This is a genomic window from uncultured Lacinutrix sp. (genome assembly GCF_947500325.1).
GTDB lineage: Bacteria > Bacteroidota > Bacteroidia > Flavobacteriales > Flavobacteriaceae > Lacinutrix.
On sequence record NZ_CANMRQ010000026.1, the window covers coordinates 12,668 to 30,431 of the forward strand.

At 29.8% G+C, this 17,764-nt stretch carries 18 protein-coding genes; 10 read left to right on the plus strand and 8 right to left on the minus strand.

The genetic code is table 11. From position 1 onward, the window contains the following. Positions 1-18 precede the first annotated feature (18 nt). The 3 genes from Q0997_RS18385 (at position 19) to Q0997_RS18395 (ending at position 1,453) form a co-directional block, all read left to right on the plus strand. Positions 19-642 (plus strand): LysE family transporter, encoded by a 624-nt coding sequence (locus Q0997_RS18385; RefSeq protein WP_299891664.1) that lies wholly within the window; start codon positions 19-21, stop codon positions 640-642. A gap of 102 nt (positions 643-744) precedes the next feature. Further along, complete coding sequence (rpsU, locus tag Q0997_RS18390; protein WP_299891667.1) at positions 745-939, plus strand: 30S ribosomal protein S21; 195 nt, start codon at positions 745-747, stop codon at positions 937-939. A gap of 97 nt (positions 940-1,036) precedes the next feature. Beyond that, on the plus strand, positions 1,037-1,453 hold the full coding sequence (locus Q0997_RS18395; RefSeq protein WP_299891670.1) for a hypothetical protein: 417 nt from the start codon (positions 1,037-1,039) through the stop codon (positions 1,451-1,453). 21 nt (positions 1,454-1,474) lie between these two features. Here Q0997_RS18395 and Q0997_RS18400 read toward each other — a convergent pair whose 3' ends face one another. Continuing rightward, positions 1,475-2,269 (minus strand): DUF2797 domain-containing protein, encoded by a 795-nt coding sequence (locus Q0997_RS18400; RefSeq protein ID WP_299891672.1) that lies wholly within the window; start codon positions 2,267-2,269, stop codon positions 1,475-1,477. Between the two features lie 43 nt (positions 2,270-2,312). Between Q0997_RS18400 and Q0997_RS18405 the strand changes: the two genes are divergently transcribed. Beyond that, complete coding sequence (locus tag Q0997_RS18405; protein ID WP_299891675.1) at positions 2,313-3,827, plus strand: GH3 auxin-responsive promoter family protein; 1,515 nt, start codon at positions 2,313-2,315, stop codon at positions 3,825-3,827. A gap of 335 nt (positions 3,828-4,162) precedes the next feature. Continuing rightward, positions 4,163-5,770, plus strand: coding sequence for an OmpA family protein (locus Q0997_RS18410; RefSeq protein WP_299891678.1), 1,608 nt, complete (start codon positions 4,163-4,165; stop codon positions 5,768-5,770). Positions 5,771-5,900: 130 nt separating this feature from the next. Here Q0997_RS18410 and Q0997_RS18415 read toward each other — a convergent pair whose 3' ends face one another. The 7 genes from Q0997_RS18415 to Q0997_RS18445 all read right to left on the minus strand — a co-directional run bounded on the left by Q0997_RS18415 (position 5,901) and on the right by Q0997_RS18445 (position 11,899). Continuing rightward, complete coding sequence (locus Q0997_RS18415) at positions 5,901-6,422, minus strand: GNAT family N-acetyltransferase (protein ID WP_299891680.1); 522 nt, start codon at positions 6,420-6,422, stop codon at positions 5,901-5,903. A gap of 68 nt (positions 6,423-6,490) precedes the next feature. Beyond that, positions 6,491-7,723 carry an ATP-dependent Clp protease ATP-binding subunit ClpX gene (gene clpX / locus Q0997_RS18420; protein WP_299891683.1) on the minus strand — a complete coding sequence of 411 codons (1,233 nt, stop codon included), beginning with the start codon at positions 7,721-7,723 and terminating at the stop codon, positions 6,491-6,493. 30 nt (positions 7,724-7,753) lie between these two features. Then, positions 7,754-8,428, minus strand: a complete 675-nt coding sequence (gene clpP / locus Q0997_RS18425; protein WP_299891685.1) for an ATP-dependent Clp endopeptidase proteolytic subunit ClpP — start codon at positions 8,426-8,428, stop codon at positions 7,754-7,756. A gap of 182 nt (positions 8,429-8,610) precedes the next feature. After that, on the minus strand, positions 8,611-9,939 hold the full coding sequence (gene tig, locus Q0997_RS18430; protein ID WP_299891688.1) for a trigger factor: 1,329 nt from the start codon (positions 9,937-9,939) through the stop codon (positions 8,611-8,613). Positions 9,940-10,037: 98 nt separating this feature from the next. After that, positions 10,038-10,391 (minus strand): phage holin family protein, encoded by a 354-nt coding sequence (locus Q0997_RS18435; protein ID WP_299891691.1) that lies wholly within the window; start codon positions 10,389-10,391, stop codon positions 10,038-10,040. 30 nt (positions 10,392-10,421) lie between these two features. Then, entirely contained in the window at positions 10,422-11,186 is a 765-nt protein-coding gene (locus tag Q0997_RS18440; protein ID WP_299891693.1) for an alpha/beta fold hydrolase, read from the minus strand. Then, positions 11,186-11,899, minus strand: coding sequence for a pyridoxine 5'-phosphate synthase (locus Q0997_RS18445; RefSeq protein ID WP_299891696.1), 714 nt, complete (start codon positions 11,897-11,899; stop codon positions 11,186-11,188). The genes Q0997_RS18440 and Q0997_RS18445 overlap by 1 nt, the downstream gene beginning before the upstream one ends. Before the next feature lie 92 nt (positions 11,900-11,991). On the opposite strand from Q0997_RS18445, the gene Q0997_RS18450 reads away from it, so the two are divergent. The 5 genes from Q0997_RS18450 (at position 11,992) to Q0997_RS18470 (ending at position 17,690) form a co-directional block, all read left to right on the plus strand. Further along, positions 11,992-12,651, plus strand: coding sequence for an acetoin utilization protein acuB (locus Q0997_RS18450; RefSeq protein ID WP_299891698.1), 660 nt, complete (start codon positions 11,992-11,994; stop codon positions 12,649-12,651). Positions 12,652-12,654: 3 nt separating this feature from the next. After that, positions 12,655-13,530, plus strand: coding sequence for an NAD kinase (locus Q0997_RS18455; protein ID WP_299891701.1), 876 nt, complete (start codon positions 12,655-12,657; stop codon positions 13,528-13,530). Positions 13,531-13,670: 140 nt separating this feature from the next. Next, a complete protein-coding gene (locus tag Q0997_RS18460) occupies positions 13,671-14,363 on the plus strand; it encodes a DUF6089 family protein (RefSeq protein WP_299891703.1) in 693 nt (230 codons plus the stop codon). A 5-nt stretch (positions 14,364-14,368) separates the two neighbouring features. Next, on the plus strand, positions 14,369-15,106 hold the full coding sequence (locus Q0997_RS18465) for an isoprenyl transferase (RefSeq protein ID WP_299891740.1): 738 nt from the start codon (positions 14,369-14,371) through the stop codon (positions 15,104-15,106). Next, complete coding sequence (locus tag Q0997_RS18470; RefSeq protein ID WP_299891706.1) at positions 15,039-17,690, plus strand: POTRA domain-containing protein; 2,652 nt, start codon at positions 15,039-15,041, stop codon at positions 17,688-17,690. Before Q0997_RS18465 ends, Q0997_RS18470 begins: the two co-directional genes overlap by 68 nt. Positions 17,691-17,764 lie beyond the last annotated feature (74 nt).

Consider the following 17,764-nt stretch of genomic DNA (forward strand, 5'->3'; position numbering starts at 1 on the left):
TTCATCTACAAAAAGTACATGATAACAATCTATTTTATATTAGGTTTATTAGCAGCTTTTATTGGTGCACTTCCATTAGGAGCTTCAAATATTATTGTAATAAATACTACATTAAAACACGATGCAAAGCAAGCCTTAAAAATTGCTTTTGCTGCAGGTTTGGCAGAAGTTATACTTTCATTTTACGCGCTACATTGCAATACAATTGTTCAAAGTTTTATCGAAAAAAATCAATGGTTACAAATTATAATTGTTCTCATTCTGCTTTGTATTGGAGCTTATTTATTCTTTAAAAAACAAAAGGAAAAGAATTCTAAAAAGAAAAAAATTATTCAATCAAAATATTTAACTGGTTTTTTATCTGGTATTTTAAATCCTCCAGTATTAGTGTATTGGCTAGTAGCGATAGGTTATATTAATGATAGCATGTATATGTTATCTTTACAATCGTCAATAGCTATTTTGTTTTTATTTTTTATAGGCGTTTATTTAGGTAAAGTATTGACATTATATTTATACAGTAAATTTAGTTTAGTTATAAAAAATAAAGTTCAAAATATAACGCTCGTTGTCAATAAAGTAACTGGTGTTTTACTTATTATTATAGCAATGATTAATACTGCAAAAATTTATTTCATCTAAAATTGGAAAAAAACAAATAAAAATTATAATTCTTTTTGTTGAATTTAAAAGTAAAACGTACCTTTGCAACCTGAATTTTAAGAATACACATAATATACAGATATGTTAAGAATAGAAATTAAAGACGGAGAAAATATAGAAAGAGCTTTAAAACGTTACAAAAGAAAGCACCGTAACATTAAAGTGATGCAAAACTTAAGAGAGAACCAGTTCTTCACTAAGCCTTCTGTAACTCGCAGACGTCAAATTCAAAAAGCTTCTTACATCCAAGGATTAAGAGACGCAGCAAACGTATAGTAAATACGTTTACTCTTACAATATATACGAACCTCGCATTTTTAAAATGCGAGGTTTTTTTGGTTATTACTTATTTTACGATAATAAAACAATTACCATGGAAACACACTATAATTTAAGTGATATAGAATTTGTAAAACAATTTATAGAATGTAAACTAAACCCAAAAATATTTAGCCATGAAGCCCACCTAAGATTAGCATGGATTAGTATTAAAAATGACGGAATTGAAATCGCCGAAAAAAACATTCAGTCTCAATTACAAAATTTTGTGGTTTTTGTAGGAGCAAAAGACAAATACAACAAAACATTAACGATAGTAGCTATTAAAATAGTTTACCATTTTATTCTTAAATCGAAATCTAAAAGTTTCAAAGCGTTTTTAAATGAATTTCCACAGCTTAAAAACAACTTTAAAGAACTTATTGATCAACACTACAGCTTTGATATTTTCAATTCTAATAAAGCAAAAGTAGAATTTTTGAAACCCGATTTACAATCTTTCGATAATTAGAAACAAAAACTACAAATTAAATCATACTATTTCAATACTAACCACACTACCTTCATTTCCTCTAATGTTACTTACGGTTCCATCTTCAAAAATTAAATACTGCCCTTTAATTCCTTTTAAAACACCTTGATAAGTTCCAGCTTTTTCAAAGTTTAAACTTTTGGGTTTTTCAGGATATTGTAATACAGGAAACTCTATAGATGTTTCGGTATTATGCTCTAAAAAATAATCTTGTGCCTCATCTGGGATATATTGCTTTAATTTATTTCGCCACTCAATCAAGTTTTCATCTTCAATATCGTTTTTAAGCATCTTTCTCCAATTCGTTTTGTCTGCTACATAATCCTTTAATGCAACCTCTGTAATGCCAGCCAAATAACGATTAGGCACTTCTACAATTTCTATAGCTTCATGAGCACCTTGATCTATCCACCTGGTAGGCACCTGCGTTTTTCTTGTAACACCTACTTTTACATTGCTAGAATTTGCCAAATACACTATATGCGGTTGCAACTGTACACTTTTCTCATAATCTAAATCACGATCTTCCTTACCTAAATGTGCCGTACTTAATTCTGGTCTCATAATCCAATCTGCAGCCTGAGGAATATCGAAAAAACAACTTTTACAAAACCCTTGTCTATAAATTGGCTTATCTAATTTACAGTTTAAGCATTGATGCTTAACAAATTGGAATCTCAACGTTTTATTTAATAATTGATTCATGTGAATAAAATCATTTTCAAAAACTAAATAATATTGAATTGGCTGAGAAAACTCAGTTGTCATTTTTGTTAAAACGCCTTGGTAGGTCATAAAAAAAAGTGTTATTTTTAAAATCTAAATATACATCAAAAATATGCCAATACCTTTAGTAAATTCAATTGCGTCATGGTTTTTAAAGAAACGTTTTCACCAAATTGAATTGTTTCTAAAATACCCAAATGAAGTGCAAGAAGAATTACTTTTTGGACTTATAGAAACAGCTAAAGACACTGAGATTGGTAAACTATATGATTTTTCTTCCATTAAATCATACAAAGAATTTGCAGAGCGTATACCCATAAAAAACTATGAAGGCCATAAAGACTTAATTGAAAGGTCTCGTTTGGGTGAAAACAATATTTTTTGGCCTAGTCCAATAAAATGGTTTGCAAAATCTAGTGGTACAACAAATGCGAAAAGCAAATTTATACCTGTAAGCACAGAGTCTTTAATAGATTGTCATTATGCAGCTAGTAAAGATTTATTATGCATGTATTTAAATAACAACGAAGGCTCACAACTATTTACTGGTAAAAGTTTACGCCTAGGAGGCAGCAAAGAACTATACAAAGAAAACGGTACTGCTTTTGGTGATTTAAGCGCCATATTAATTGATAATATGCCATTTTGGGCTGAGTTTAGTAGTACACCAAGCAGTAAAGTGTCTTTAATGAGTGAATGGGAAACTAAAATGGCTGCTATTGTTAATGAAACTATTAATGAAAATGTTACAAGTTTAGCTGGAGTGCCATCTTGGATGCTTGTATTATTAAATAATGTTTTAGATAAAACTGGAAAAACGTCACTATTTGATATATGGCCTAATCTAGAAGTCTATTTTCATGGAGGCGTTAGTTTTAATCCATATATAGAACAATACCGTAATATACTACCAAAGAAAGATTTCAAATATTATGAAATTTACAATGCCTCTGAAGGCTTTTTTGCAATTCAAGATCAAAATCATTCAAGTGAATTACTTTTAATGTTAGACTATGGTATTTTCTATGAGTTTATCCCTATGGAAACGCATGGCACTCCAAATCAAAAAGTAATTCCATTAAGTGAGGTAGAAAAAAATAAAAATTATGCTGTAATCATTTCTACCAATGCCGGCTTGTGGCGTTATAAAATTGGTGACACTGTTAGATTCACTTCTATATCCCCATATCGCATTAAAGTTTCTGGAAGAACAAGGCACCATATTAATGTGTTTGGAGAGGAACTTATTATTGAAAATGCTGAAAATGCACTTAAAAAAGTTTGTAAGAAAACTGAAAGTGAAATTGTAGATTATACTGCTGCTCCAATTTTTATGGAAGGTAAAGAAAAAGGAGCACATGAATGGCTTATAGAGTTTAAAACGCCTCCAAAAGACATTGACTATTTCAATGAATTATTTGATAATGCACTTAAGTCTCTAAACTCAGATTATGAAGCTAAGCGATATAATAATATCACATTAAATAAACCTAAAATTAATATCGCTCGAAACCAACTATTTTACGATTGGCTTAAACAAAATGATAAACTTGGCGGACAGCATAAAGTTCCAAGATTATCTAACACACGTGATTATATTGAGGATTTACTGAAACTCAATCATTAAACAACCGTTTACCGTTAATCGATTTAAAATCATTCGGTTTTATTTATTTTTAACGACCAAATATTTAAAAAATCGCCAATCTGTATTCTTCTAGGATTTAACAAAAAACACACATTATTGTTTTGTTTCATTTTTTTAATTTTTGTTATTAAAAAATAGTTTTTTAGACATTTTAATGATGATCCATCCTTAAAACACCACAATAAATAAATTATCGACAAACTACATGTTGTGTAAAATTCCTCAACGAGTATTCATGCTATTCACCTAAAAAATATAACGAAAACAGTATTCTTAGTTTATAATTACGTCATAATTAATACTAATTATAGATTATGAAAAATTTATCCCTCATACTAGTCTTTTTATTTGCTATAAATCTGACCTTTGCTCAAGATTCTGATCAAGATTTTCTTGCTGAAGCTAACTTAAATGAAAACTCAATAATTCCAAAAACTTCTATTGGTTCTAATGGTTTTGAATTTACAACTTTAGATGTAGGAATCAACACAAAATATTCTGAATATGGTTCTGGCTTTTTTATGAATAAATTTATCATGGTTTCCGCAAAGAAACTTGGAGGATTATCTAAAAAAGACAAAGCTACTGGTGAAGGTTATAAAAATCTATTTTGTTTAGATATTAAAGATGATGGTTCATTAAAAAAGCCTTTATTATTTTCAAGAATAATAAATACTTATACTAACAATGAAGACCAGATAACATTTTCTCCAGATGAGCAAACTATGTATTTTACAAGAAGTACTAAAGACAATACGTCAATTTATAAATTATACAAAGTTACTTTAGAGAAAGATTCCCATGGTAATTGGATTGAAGAAGAGTTATTAAACGTAAACACTAATGGCTACTCAATAGAAAACCCTTTTGTATCTCCAAATGGAAAGTTTTTATATTTCTCATCAAATAAACCAGGTGGTTATGGTGGTTACGACCTTTATGTTTCTAAAATAAAAGAAAATGGTTCTTTAACTGAAGTAAAAAATCTAGGAGACAAAATTAATACTCAACTTGATGATAAATATCCTTCAATACCTAAAGATGGAGAATACTTATATTTCTCATCTCAAGGACATGATAATATTGGAGGCTTTGATATCTTTAAAAGTAAAATCATAACTAATGGCTTTAGAACTCCTATTAACTTAGGAAATACTATTAATACAGAATATGATGAAGTTGCTTATTTTATGGCTTCAAAAAACAAAGGATATTTAAGTTCAAATAAATCTCTTGGAAAAGGACGCTATGATATTTATAAATTCTCTGTAAAAGATGTCGCTCAAAATTTAGAAGGTGTTATTGTTGATAAAGATTCTCAAATCAAATTACCAAATACACTAGTTGTTTTATTTAATGAAGAAGGAGAAGAAATTGCTAGGCAAAAAACTAAAGAAAACGCTACGTATAACTTTAAAGTAAACCCTTTTGAATCTTATACAATAGCAATCGAAAAAGATGGTTTTGATAAAGCAAATTTTGATTTTACATCAAATATTAGAGGAGATAAAACATATAATAAAAAATTAGAATTAGACGCTACAAAAGCAGTAATTGAAGAAGTAGAAGACAAGAAAATGATTGTTGTAAACAACATCTATTTCGATTATAATAAATGGAGCATAAAACAAGAATCTTTAATTTCTTTAAATAGTATTGCACGCATTTTAGCTGAATACCCGGAAATGAAAATTGAAATAAATGCTCATACAGACAACAGAGGTAATGATAGTTACAATATGAAGTTATCTAAAAAACGTGCTGCGTCTGCTTTATCATATTTAGTAAGCAAAGGTGTTAACAGAGAGAGATTAATATCTCACGGTTATGGTGAAACACAACCGTTAATAGATTGTAAAACATCTTGTGACGACGACGAGTACCAGAAAAACAGAAGGATAGAGTTTATCATTATAGAATAATAAACACCATACAATCTTTTGAAATACAGATAATTATAACTATATTTATTTGCTATTAATCTAAATTCCTTTTGAAGATGTGTTAATTTGTTAATCCAAATTCGAATAGAAAGAAAAACCACTCTAAGTACTAGAGTGGTTTTTTTATACTGTAAATCACATTAAGAGGAAAACCTTCATCTTTCTTTTCTGGCCAAAAAATAAAACCTTGACGCTCTAAAAGGCGTCTAGAATTAATATTATCACTATGAGTATATGCTTCAATAGTATTTAATTGCAGTACGTTAAAACCAAATTTTAAAACAGGCTGCAAAGCTTCTGTCATAATACCTTTATTATGATATTTAGGTAAAAGATCATATCCTACTTCTGCCGTTTTTCTATCATTAGAAAAATTCCACAAACAAATAGTCCCAACTGATTTATTATTATACATTATAATCCAAGTAATAGAAGCATTCTCACTTATTTGCTGTAAAAGTTTTTCTATCTGTGCTTTGGCTTCTGCTCTATCTTGATATAAAGGTCTTGATATAAACTTACATACAATTGAATTAGAACGCAACTTATAAATCACTTCTATATCTTGCACATTAATTTGCCTTAAAACTAATCTATCAGTTTCAATTTTTAAATACTCTCTAAAGTTCATTTTATAAAATAAAAAAACCTACTCTTAATTAAGAATAGGTTTTAATTAATAGTTTTTATTTCCTTTACCTAAGATACTGCCTTCAATTTCTTTAAAGTAGACTTAGATAACTTTTGTTCTGCATATGCTTTTGTTACACTAAGTTTCTTAGTGTCAGAACCAGGCAACTCAAACATAGCATCTGTTAAAATTTCTTCACAAAGTGAACGCAAGCCTCTTGCTCCCAGTTTATACTCAATAGCTTTACCAACAATATATTCTAAGGCGCCTTCTGTGATACTTAACTCTATGTCATCCATAGAAAATAGTTTCTTATATTGCTTAATAATAGCATTTTTAGGCTCTGTTAGAATTGCTCTAAGCGTGTTACCATCTAATGGATTCATATGGGTTAAAACTGGTAAACGCCCAATAATTTCAGGAATCAAACCAAAATCTTTTAAATCTTTTGGAATAATATATTGTAAAATATTGTCTTTATCTACTGTATCTTCACTCATTGCAGCGCTATAACCTAAAGCTTGCATATTTAAACGTTTTGAAATAACACGTTCTATACCATCGAAAGCTCCACCAGCAATAAATAAAATGTTTTCTGTGTTAACTTCTATAAATTTTTGATCTGGATGTTTACGTCCTCCTTTTGGTGGCACGTTTACAACAGTTCCTTCTAATAATTTTAATAATGCTTGCTGTACACCTTCTCCAGATACATCTCTAGTAATAGATGGATTATCACTTTTACGAGCAATTTTATCTATTTCATCTATAAAAACAATTCCTTTTTCTGCTTTTTCAAGATTATAATCTGCTGCTTGCAATAAACGTGTTAAAATACTTTCTACATCTTCTCCAACATATCCTGCTTCAGTTAATACCGTAGCATCTACTATAGCTAAAGGCACATTCAACATTTTTGAAATAGTCTTAGCCATTAATGTTTTTCCCGTTCCTGTTTCACCTACCATAATAATATTAGACTTTTGTATCTCAATATCATCATTAGTTGGCGGTTGCAGTAAACGCTTGTAGTGATTATAAACCGCTACCGACATAACCTTCTTAGTATATTCCTGACCTATAATATATTCGTCTAAAAACGCTTTAATTTGTTGTGGCTTACGTAACATTAATTCAGCAGATAATTCACTATTATCGCTTTGCTTAGATTCTTCTAAAACAATACCATGTGCTTGCTCTATACAACGATCACATATATGCGCATCTAGTCCTGCAATTAATAAACTTGTTTCTGGCTTTTTCCTACCACAAAACGAACATTCTAATTCTTCCTTTGCCATTTTTTTAGTTTAAATACTAATAAAATTTTATTAGTCTCTAGTTAAAACTTCATCAATCATACCATATTCTTTAGCAGCATCTGCTTTCATCCAGTAGTCACGATCACTATCATTATATACTTTGTCGTAATCCTGACCAGAATGCTTGCTAATTATTTCATATAATTCTTTTTTAAGTGTTATTATTTCGCGAGCAGTAATTTCAATGTCACTAGCTTGACCTTGTGCTCCACCTAATGGTTGGTGAATCATAACTCTTGAATGTTCTAAACCACTTCTTTTTCCTTTTTCGCCTGCGCACAATAATACAGCTCCCATTGATGCTGCCATTCCTGTACATATTGTAGCGACATCTGGATTTATAAACTGCATAGTATCATAAATACCTAAACCAGCATAAACACTTCCTCCTGGAGAGTTAATATACATTTGAATATCTTTAGAAGCATCTGTACTTGCTAAAAATAGTAATTGCGCTTGGATGATATTTGCAATATTATCATTAATACCAGTTCCTAAAAAAAGTATTCTATCCATCATTAGACGAGAAAACACATCTAATTGTGAGATATTTAATTGACGTTCTTCTATAACATAAGGCGTCATATTTTGAGGATACATACTACTAATAATTTTACCGTAGTAGTTACTATTAATACCTTGATCTTTTATTGCAAATTTTTCGAATTCTTTTCCGTAATCCATATGTATTTTAAAAATTTAATCTTTTTTTGTTATCTAAAGTCTTTCAGAAGATTTTAAATGTAATGTAATTCATGCGTTTTTCAAAAGTTTTATATCGAATTTAACGCGAATAAAATAGGCGTTGAATTATAAAAAATTCAACGCCTAAATATAATGATTATTCTTTAAAAAGAACGTTGGTCTTATTTATCACCGTAAACTTCTTTAACAAACTTTTCATATGTTAATTCCTTAGCTTTTACGTTTGCTTTCTCTTTATACAGATTTAATAATTTCTGACTTACTACTTGCTCACTTAAACGCTTTACTTCATCTTGATTAGATAATACACGTGCTGCAATATCTTCTAATTCTTTTTCTGAAGGATTCATTTGCCCAAACTGCGCCATTTGCACTTTAATCATTGCTTTAGCACTTTCCTTAACATCTTCAAAATCAACTTTAAGACCATTAGCCTCCATGATTTTCCCTTCGATTAATTGGTAGCGTAAGCTTTTTTCAGATTTTTCATATTCTTCTTTTGCAGTCGCTTCATCCATTTCTTTTTCACCTGCAGTTTGCATCCATTTTGTTAAAAACTCTGCTGGTAAGTCAAACTTTGTATTGTCAACTAAATACTCAGTAACGTCATTTAATAATTTTTGATCAGATTGTTGCACAAATTGCTTTTCAGCATCTTCTTTAATCTTTTCTTTTAATTCAGAAACCGTTTTCACAGTATCTTTACCAAATAATTTATCAAATAACTCTTGATCTAAATCTGCTAATTCTCTTTGATTGATTTCAGAAATTTCAAAATTCACCTCGATTGCTAAACCATGAGCTTTATCATGTTCTATTTTTAATGCATGCATTAATTCATGATCATCACTATAAAGTCCTTTAGTTTTTAATGTAAGAACATCTCCAACCTTAGCACCTACAAATTGCTTTTCTGTAGCTTTGCCTTTAAATTTATCTAAAGTTAATGTAACTTTATTATCAATTCCTTCTTCTTCATTAGTATAAGTTCCAGTAATCTCACTGTCTTTTACTACTTCATTTTGAGCAATTAACTTTCCATATTGTTTTTGAATATTTACAACTTGATCGTCAATCATCTTATCGTCTGCAACAATATTATAATGTGTAATAGCCTTTTTACCTTTTAAATTTACATCAAATTCCGGTGCTAAGCCTAATTCAAATTCAAAAGAAAAAGTTTCGCTATCCCAATCAATTTCATCTTGCATTTTTGGTAATGGCTGCCCTAAAACATCTAGTTTTTCTTCGGTAAGATATTTATTTAATCCATCTTGAATTAATTTATTAACCTCATCAATTAAAACAGCTTTTCCGTATTGTTTTTTTACCATTCCCATTGGCACGTGCCCTTTTCTAAATCCAGGAATGTTAGCCGTCTTTCTATAATCTGTTAAGATTTTTTCAACTTTAGTAGCGTAATCATTTTTTTCAATTGCTACTGTTACTACAGCATTTAATGCATCTTTATTTTCTCTTGTAATATTCATTTTGAATAGACTTTTTTATTGTAACCAAAAATGGAGTGCAAAAGTAGTACTTTTTTACACTCCATCAAAGTTTTTAACTTACTGAAATCCAGCTATTATTATGCTTTCTTTTTATCCTTTTTTAAAAAGGAATGCAACAATGATTGTAATATGCATAATAGAATACTAAACAATATTGCAGACCATATGTTACTCACCGAAAAACCATTAATAAATTTATCTGCCAACAAAATAATTACTCCATTTATAACTAAAAGAAACAAGCCTAATGTGAAAATAGTAATTGGCAATGTTAGTATAACTAATAACGGTTTCACTAATAAATTTAAAATCGATAATACTAAAGCAACCAGTATTGCTGTAACATAATTATCTACTTGCACTCCATTTAAAATATGTGCTAATGCAAAAACAGCAATAGCGTTTAATAAAAGGCGGATTATTAGATTCATATTAATTTCTTTTTAAAATTATTTATGAATTCAATTTACGAAATTAACAACAGTAGTATAAAAATCTTTAGGGTTTTCGGCATGTAACCAATGTCCTGCATTAGAAATAGTTTCAATTCTAGCACTAGGGAAATGAATTTTAATTAATTTTTCATCCTGTAAAGCAATGTATTCACTTTTGTCTCCTCTTAAGAACAAAGTGTCTTTTTCATATTTAGAATGCACTGGTAAGGCTTCACCAACTTCTGAAACATTCTCTTTTAAAACATCTAAATTAATACGCAGTCCTAATTGTCCTTTTTCTACCCAATAGAGGTTTTTTAGCAAAAATTGACGTGTTCCAAATTCTTGAACATAATTTGACAATTGTTTATCTGCTTCTCCTCTACTTTTTAAAACACCAAAATCTAAACTGCTTAATCCTTCTAAAATAGCATCATGATGTATAGGATAAAAACGTGGAGAAATATCGGCTACAATTAATTGTTTAACAATTTCTGGATATAAAGTAGCAAACAACATTGCTGTTTTTCCTCCCATTGAATGACCTAATAAAATAACATTTTGTAAATTATGTTCATCACAATACAGTTTTAAATCTTCTGCCAATACTTCATAGCTAAAGTCATCATTATGAAAACTTCTACCATGATTACGCTGGTCTATTAAATGCATTTCAAAACCATCTTCGGCAAATTGTTTACCTAAGGTTTTCCAATTGTCACTCATGCCTAAAAATCCATGAAGAATTAAAAACGGTTGTCCTTGGCCTATTATATTGGAGTACAATTGCATTATTTAAGCTTATTCAAATACATATTAACGACATTCTCAATACCTAAATATATACTTTCAGAGATTAAAGCATGACCTATAGACACTTCTAATAAACCAGGAATATTCTCTTTAAAAAATTTAATATTATCAAGAGACAAATCATGACCTGCATTTATACCTAAATCAATTGTATTTGCAATCTCTGCACAAGCTGTATAAGGTTTTATTCCATTTTTATTTCCTAAGCCGTATTGATGTGCAAAAGCTTCTGTATACAATTCTATTCTATCTGTTCCTGTAGCTTTTGCTCCTTCAATTTGACTTGTTTCGGGATCAACAAAAATAGAAGTTCTTATTCCGTTATTTTGAAACTCCGTAATAACTTCAGTCAAAAAATCTTTATGTTTTACAGTATCCCAACCAGCATTACTAGTAATAGCATCTACGGCATCTGGAACCAAAGTTACTTGTGTTGGCTTTATTGACAATACTAAATCTATAAATTTAGGATTAGGATTTCCTTCTATATTATATTCGGTATGCACTATTGATTTTAAATCACGAGCATCTTGATAAAGAATATGGCGTTCATCTGGCCTAGGATGTATAGTCACTCCTTCTGCTCCAAAGCGTTGAACATCTTTTGCAAATTGTACTAAGTTAGGCACATCACCACCACGTGCATTTCTTAAAGTGGCTATTTTATTTATATTGACGCTTAGTTTTGTCATTTTTGAACTTAAATTTATAATCACAAAAATACGAAGTAGAACTGCGGTTTTGAACTATTTTTTAATTAATTTGCATAAAATACCAACTTGCAATGAATCTCCTTGATTACGTTATAAATGATATAAAACCAGTTTTAAACACTGAAAAGGTAAGTGAAATTCAATTACTTTTTAACCAACTAACTTATTCGCATATTCCTATTAAAAATGAAGATGACGTTTATTTAGGTTGTATCTCAGAAAATGATGCACACTGCTTTGAAAGCAATAAACAAATAGAAGACTATCGCTATGCTGGTGAAGGCTTTTTTGTAAGAGAAGATACAAACTGGCTAGATGTTCTAGAAGCTTTCGCTCAGAACTCCACGAATATAATGCCTGTATTAAGTAATAAAAATGTGTACTTAGGGTATTACGAATTAAACGATGTCATTAGTCTATTTAATGAAACACCCTTTTTTGCAGAAGCTGGAGCTATTATCATTGTTGAAAAAGGATTAACGGATTATTCTTTTAGTGAAGCAAGTCAAATTGTTGAATCTAATAATGGTAAACTACTAGGTGCTTTTATATCAAAAATTGAAAATGACGTAGCTCAGATCACATTAAAAATAAGTAATGCAGATTTAAATGAAATAACACAAACCTTTAGAAGATATAGCTACAATGTACTATCTAGTCATGAGGAAGATAGTTTCTTGATTGGTTTAAAAGAACGATCAGACTATTTAAATAAATACTTAAACATGTAATAGATGAAAGTAGCTATTTATAGTCAATATCCTAAAAAACAGTCTAAAGAAGCGCTCAAAGTTTTAACTAAAACATTACAAGAACGCAAAGCTTCTTTCTTTCTTGAAGCTGAATTTTACAAAGACATTAAATCTAAATTAGGCAACCTATCTAACTATAAAGTTTTCAATATTTTAGATGAAAGTTTTGACTTACTTATTAGTATTGGTGGTGATGGTACTATTTTAAGAGCTATTACTTTTGTTCGAGACTTAAACATTCCTATAATAGGTATTAATACTGGTAGGCTAGGTTTTTTAGCGACTATACAAACAGAAAATATCAAAGAAGCTATTGACCATATTTATAATAAAAAATATTCTTTATCAAAACGCACATTATTAGCAATAGAGACAACTCCTGAAAACAAAGATATTATAGATTTAGATTTTGCTCTTAATGAAATAGCAGTAAGTAGAAAAAATACAACTTCAATGATTACTGTAGAAACAAAACTTAATGGCGAATATTTAACATCTTATTGGAGCGATGGATTAATAATAGCAACTCCTACTGGCTCAACCGGTTATTCATTAAGCTGTGCAGGACCAGTAATCACTCCAGATACTACAAGTTTTGTATTAACTCCTATAGCACCACATAATTTAAGTGCTAGACCTTTAGTTATAGAAGACTCAACAATAATAGAATTAAAAGTTAGTGGTAGAGAAGACAATTACCTAGTATCTCTTGACTCAAGAATAGCTACGCTTTCTAATGATACAGTTATAACTATAAAAAAAGCTCCCTTTACTATTAATATGATTGAATTTGATAGTGAAAGCTTCTTAACGACTCTTAGAAAAAAACTGCTTTGGGGAGAAGACAAACGAAATTAAAGCTATATTTTCAACAATCTATCAAGCAAAAATCACTTTTTTACAATATTTCAATCTAAAAGCTGTTTTAAACTGTAACTATTTGGTCTAAATTGTTATAGGCTAATCTTATTTATTATATTTGCAAACTTTGAAGATTTATGAGGTATTTAACTGTTTTATTAATAGTATTTTTAAGCACACAATTAAGTTCTGCTCAAATTAACGAATTTGGTATTTTCGTTGGGGGCAGTAACTTTATAGGCGATGTTGGAGCAACTAACTACATTGCGCCCAATAACGTAGCTTTTGGTGCCATATATAAATGGAATAGAAGTCCAAGACATTCTTATAGAGTATCACTTATGTATACTCAATTAGAAGCTAATGATAGTGATTCTGATGATCCTAGTAGACAAATTAGAGGTTTTGGATTTACTAATGATCTTCTAGAATTATCTGCTGGAATGGAATTTACATTTTTACCCTTTGATTTACATGGTGGCGATTTTGTATCAACACCATATTTGTATACTGGAATTAGTGTAGCAAAACATGATAATTTCTTTTTTAACGGTCAAGGAGAATTCACACCTGCTAATACATCTAGCTTTGCTTATGGTATACCAATGGTTCTAGGCTATAAAGCGGCAATATCAACAGATTTTATTTTAGCTTTAGAAATTGGTGCTAGGTATACTTTTTCTGATGAATTAGATGGTAGTTTGCCCGATTTTCAAGGTGCTGATTCATCATTAAGCTTTGGAAACATTAATAATAATGATTGGTATGTCTTTACAGGCATTACTTTAACTTATACTTTTGGTAGAAACCCATGTTTTTGCCCACAATAAAGAAAGTGGATATAAAAGATTTAAATACAAAAAAATTACCTAAACACATCGCCATAATTATGGATGGCAATGGTCGCTGGGCTAAACAAAAAGGATTAATTAGAGCTATTGGACATCAAAACGGGACTAAATCTGTTAGAGAAACAGTAGAAGCTTGTGCAGAACTAGGAATAGAAAATCTAACATTATATGCCTTTTCTACCGAAAATTGGAATCGCCCAAAGTTAGAAGTAGATACTTTAATGAAATTATTAGTGTCTTCTTTAAAAAAAGAGATAAAAACACTTCAAGAAAACAACATAAAACTGTCAGCTATTGGCAACCTTAAAACCTTACCTTCTAAAGTAAATAAGGAATTAAGTGATGTTATTAAAAGTACAGAAAACAATAATCGAATGACTTTAACCTTAGCTTTAAGCTATGGTTCTAGAGAAGAATTATTAAATACCGTTAAAGAAATAAGTATTAAAGTTAAAAATAATATAATTTCTACAGAAAATATTGACGAATCGATTATTAATGAGCATCTTTACACGCAAAATTTACCAGACGTTGACTTACTAATTAGAACTAGTGGAGAACAACGTATTAGCAATTTTCTATTATGGCAAATTGCTTATGCCGAATTGTATTTTACAAAAATACTTTGGCCAGATTTTACAAAACAGCATCTTTATGACGCTATTTCAGAATATCAAAAAAGAGAACGACGATTTGGGAAAACAAGTGAACAAATTAGCTAAACAATTACAATTGAAAAAAATCCTACAGTACGCATTAGTTGTAATCATTACAATGACAAGTTTTTTTGCTCAGGCGCAAGAGTTATCTTATGCAAATAGTAAAACATACACCTTAGCAGAAATAACAGTAAAAGGAAATACTAGCTTTAGTGAGCAAACTATTATCACTTATTCTGGATTAAGAAAAGGAACAGACATATCTATTCCTGGAGAAAAAATAAGTAATGCTGTAAAAAAACTATGGACATCAAATCTTTTTAGTGACATAGAGGTTTATCTTACTAAAGTTGAAGATGGAAACGCATATCTTGAAATTAGATTATCTGATTTGCCTGAATTAAGTGAACTTCAAATAAATGGTGTAAAAAAAGGAAAAAAAGAAGCTCTAATAAAAGAAAATAAGCTTCAAAAAGGTGTTAAAGTTACAGAAAACCTTATTACAACTACTAAAAACTACATTCAAAATAAAAATCGTAAAGCAGGTTATTTAAACACTAAGGTTATTATAAATACTTCTGAAGTAAACGACTCTATTGAAAAAGCAAGAGTAAACATGTTACTTAATGTAGATCGCGGAGAGAAAGTAAAGATAAAGAAGATTAATTTTGAAGGTAACGAAATCTTAAGTGACAAAAAGCTTAGAAGAGCGATGAAAAATACGAAGCAAAAAAATATAATTCGTATTCTAAAACGCTCAAAATATATTGAAGCTGAATATAAAGAAGATTTAGAAAATGTAATAAACAAGTACAAATCTGTTGGATATAGAGATGCTCGTATTATTTCGGACACAATGATAATTAATGACAAAAAACATGTTACTTTAAATATTAAAGTTGAAGAAGGCGAAAAATATAGCTATGGTAACATTTCTTTTGTTGGAAACACCGTATACACTGATGAATTTTTGAACCGTATATTACGTATAGAAAAAGGAGACACATATAACGGTGTAGAATTAGCAAAAAGAATTGCAGATGAAACAAAACCAGATGGTAATGATATAACTAACTTATACCAAGATAATGGTTACCTGTTCTCTACAATTAATCCAGTAGAGGTGAATGCAGATAACAATGTTATTGACATGGAAATTAGAATTACTGAAGGTAAACCTGTACACTTTAATAAAGTATCTGTTATTGGTAATGAAAAAACAAATGACCATGTTATTTATAGAGAAATAAGAACAAGACCAGGTGAATTATACAGTAAAGCCAATGTTGTAAGAACTGTTCGTGAATTGAGTCAATTAGGTTTCTTTGATGCAGAGCAAATTACTCCTAACTTTAACAATGCTGATCCTGAAGATGGTACTATAGATATGGAATACTCTGTAGTTGAATCTGGATCTAGCCAAATAGAACTACAAGGTGGTTATGGTGGTGGTGGATTTATAGGTACACTTGGATTATCTTTTAACAACTTCTCAATTAAAGATCTTTTTAAAGCAGACGCATACAAACCTATACCAACTGGTGATGGTCAAAAATTAGCTTTACGTTTACAAGCAAGTAGATTTTTCCAAACCTATAGCTTCTCGTTTTCTGAACCTTGGATGGGAGGAAAGAAACCTGTTCAATTTTCAACATCATTATCACATACAAAACAATTTTTATTTGATCCTCAAACAAGAAGAGCAGATAAAAATAGACGCTTTAATATTACTGGAATTACTTTCGGTTTAGCAAAACGTTTATCTGTACCGGATGATTATTTCACATTATCTCAGGCCTTAAGTTTTCAGCATTATAATTTAAAAAACTACAATACTGGTCTGTTCACATTTGGCGACGGTTACTCTAATAATTTATCATACACCATAGGTTTAAGTAGAAATAATACATTTAACGATCCAATTTTCCCAACAGGAGGTTCTAACTTTAATGTCACTGCCAAATTCTCTTTACCATATTCTGCATTTAATGGAATAGATTATAAATCTCTAAAAGAAGAGCGTGATGAAAAGTCGGCAATTCTAGCTAATACAAATAGTACCGCAGCACAAAGAACTACTGCTGCAGATAGAATATCTAAAATTGATCAAGAACGTTTTAAATGGTTAGAATTTTATAAAGTAAAATTTAAAGGAGATTGGTATACTAAGTTGGTGGACAAATTTGTATTTAAATCTACTATCGAATTTGGTTTCTTAGGCGCTTATAATCAAGATAGAGGTGTTATTCCTTTCGAGCGTTTTTATTTAGGTGGTGACGGTTTAGGTAATTTTAGTTTAGATGGTAGAGAAGTTATAGCATTAAGAGGTTATCCAAATCAAGCTTTATCTAGTCAAGATGGTGGCGCTGCTTACAATAAATTCTCGTTAGAATTAAGATATCCTATTACATTAAAACAAAGTGCAAAAATATTTGCTTTAGGGTTTTTAGATGCAGGTGCATCTTATGATAATTTTAAAGATTATAATCCTTTTAATGTTAAAAGATCTGCTGGTTTAGGTGTTAGAATATTTATGCCTGCATTTGGATTATTAGGTATTGACTTTGGTCATGGATTTGATGCATTACCTGGTCAAACAATTAAACATGGTTGGGAAACGCACTTTATTATTGGACAACAATTTTAAGACAAAAACAGCTTTTAATCAATAAATTAAAAGCTGTTTTTATATGTACTATCCCTATAAATTTTTATTTTTGG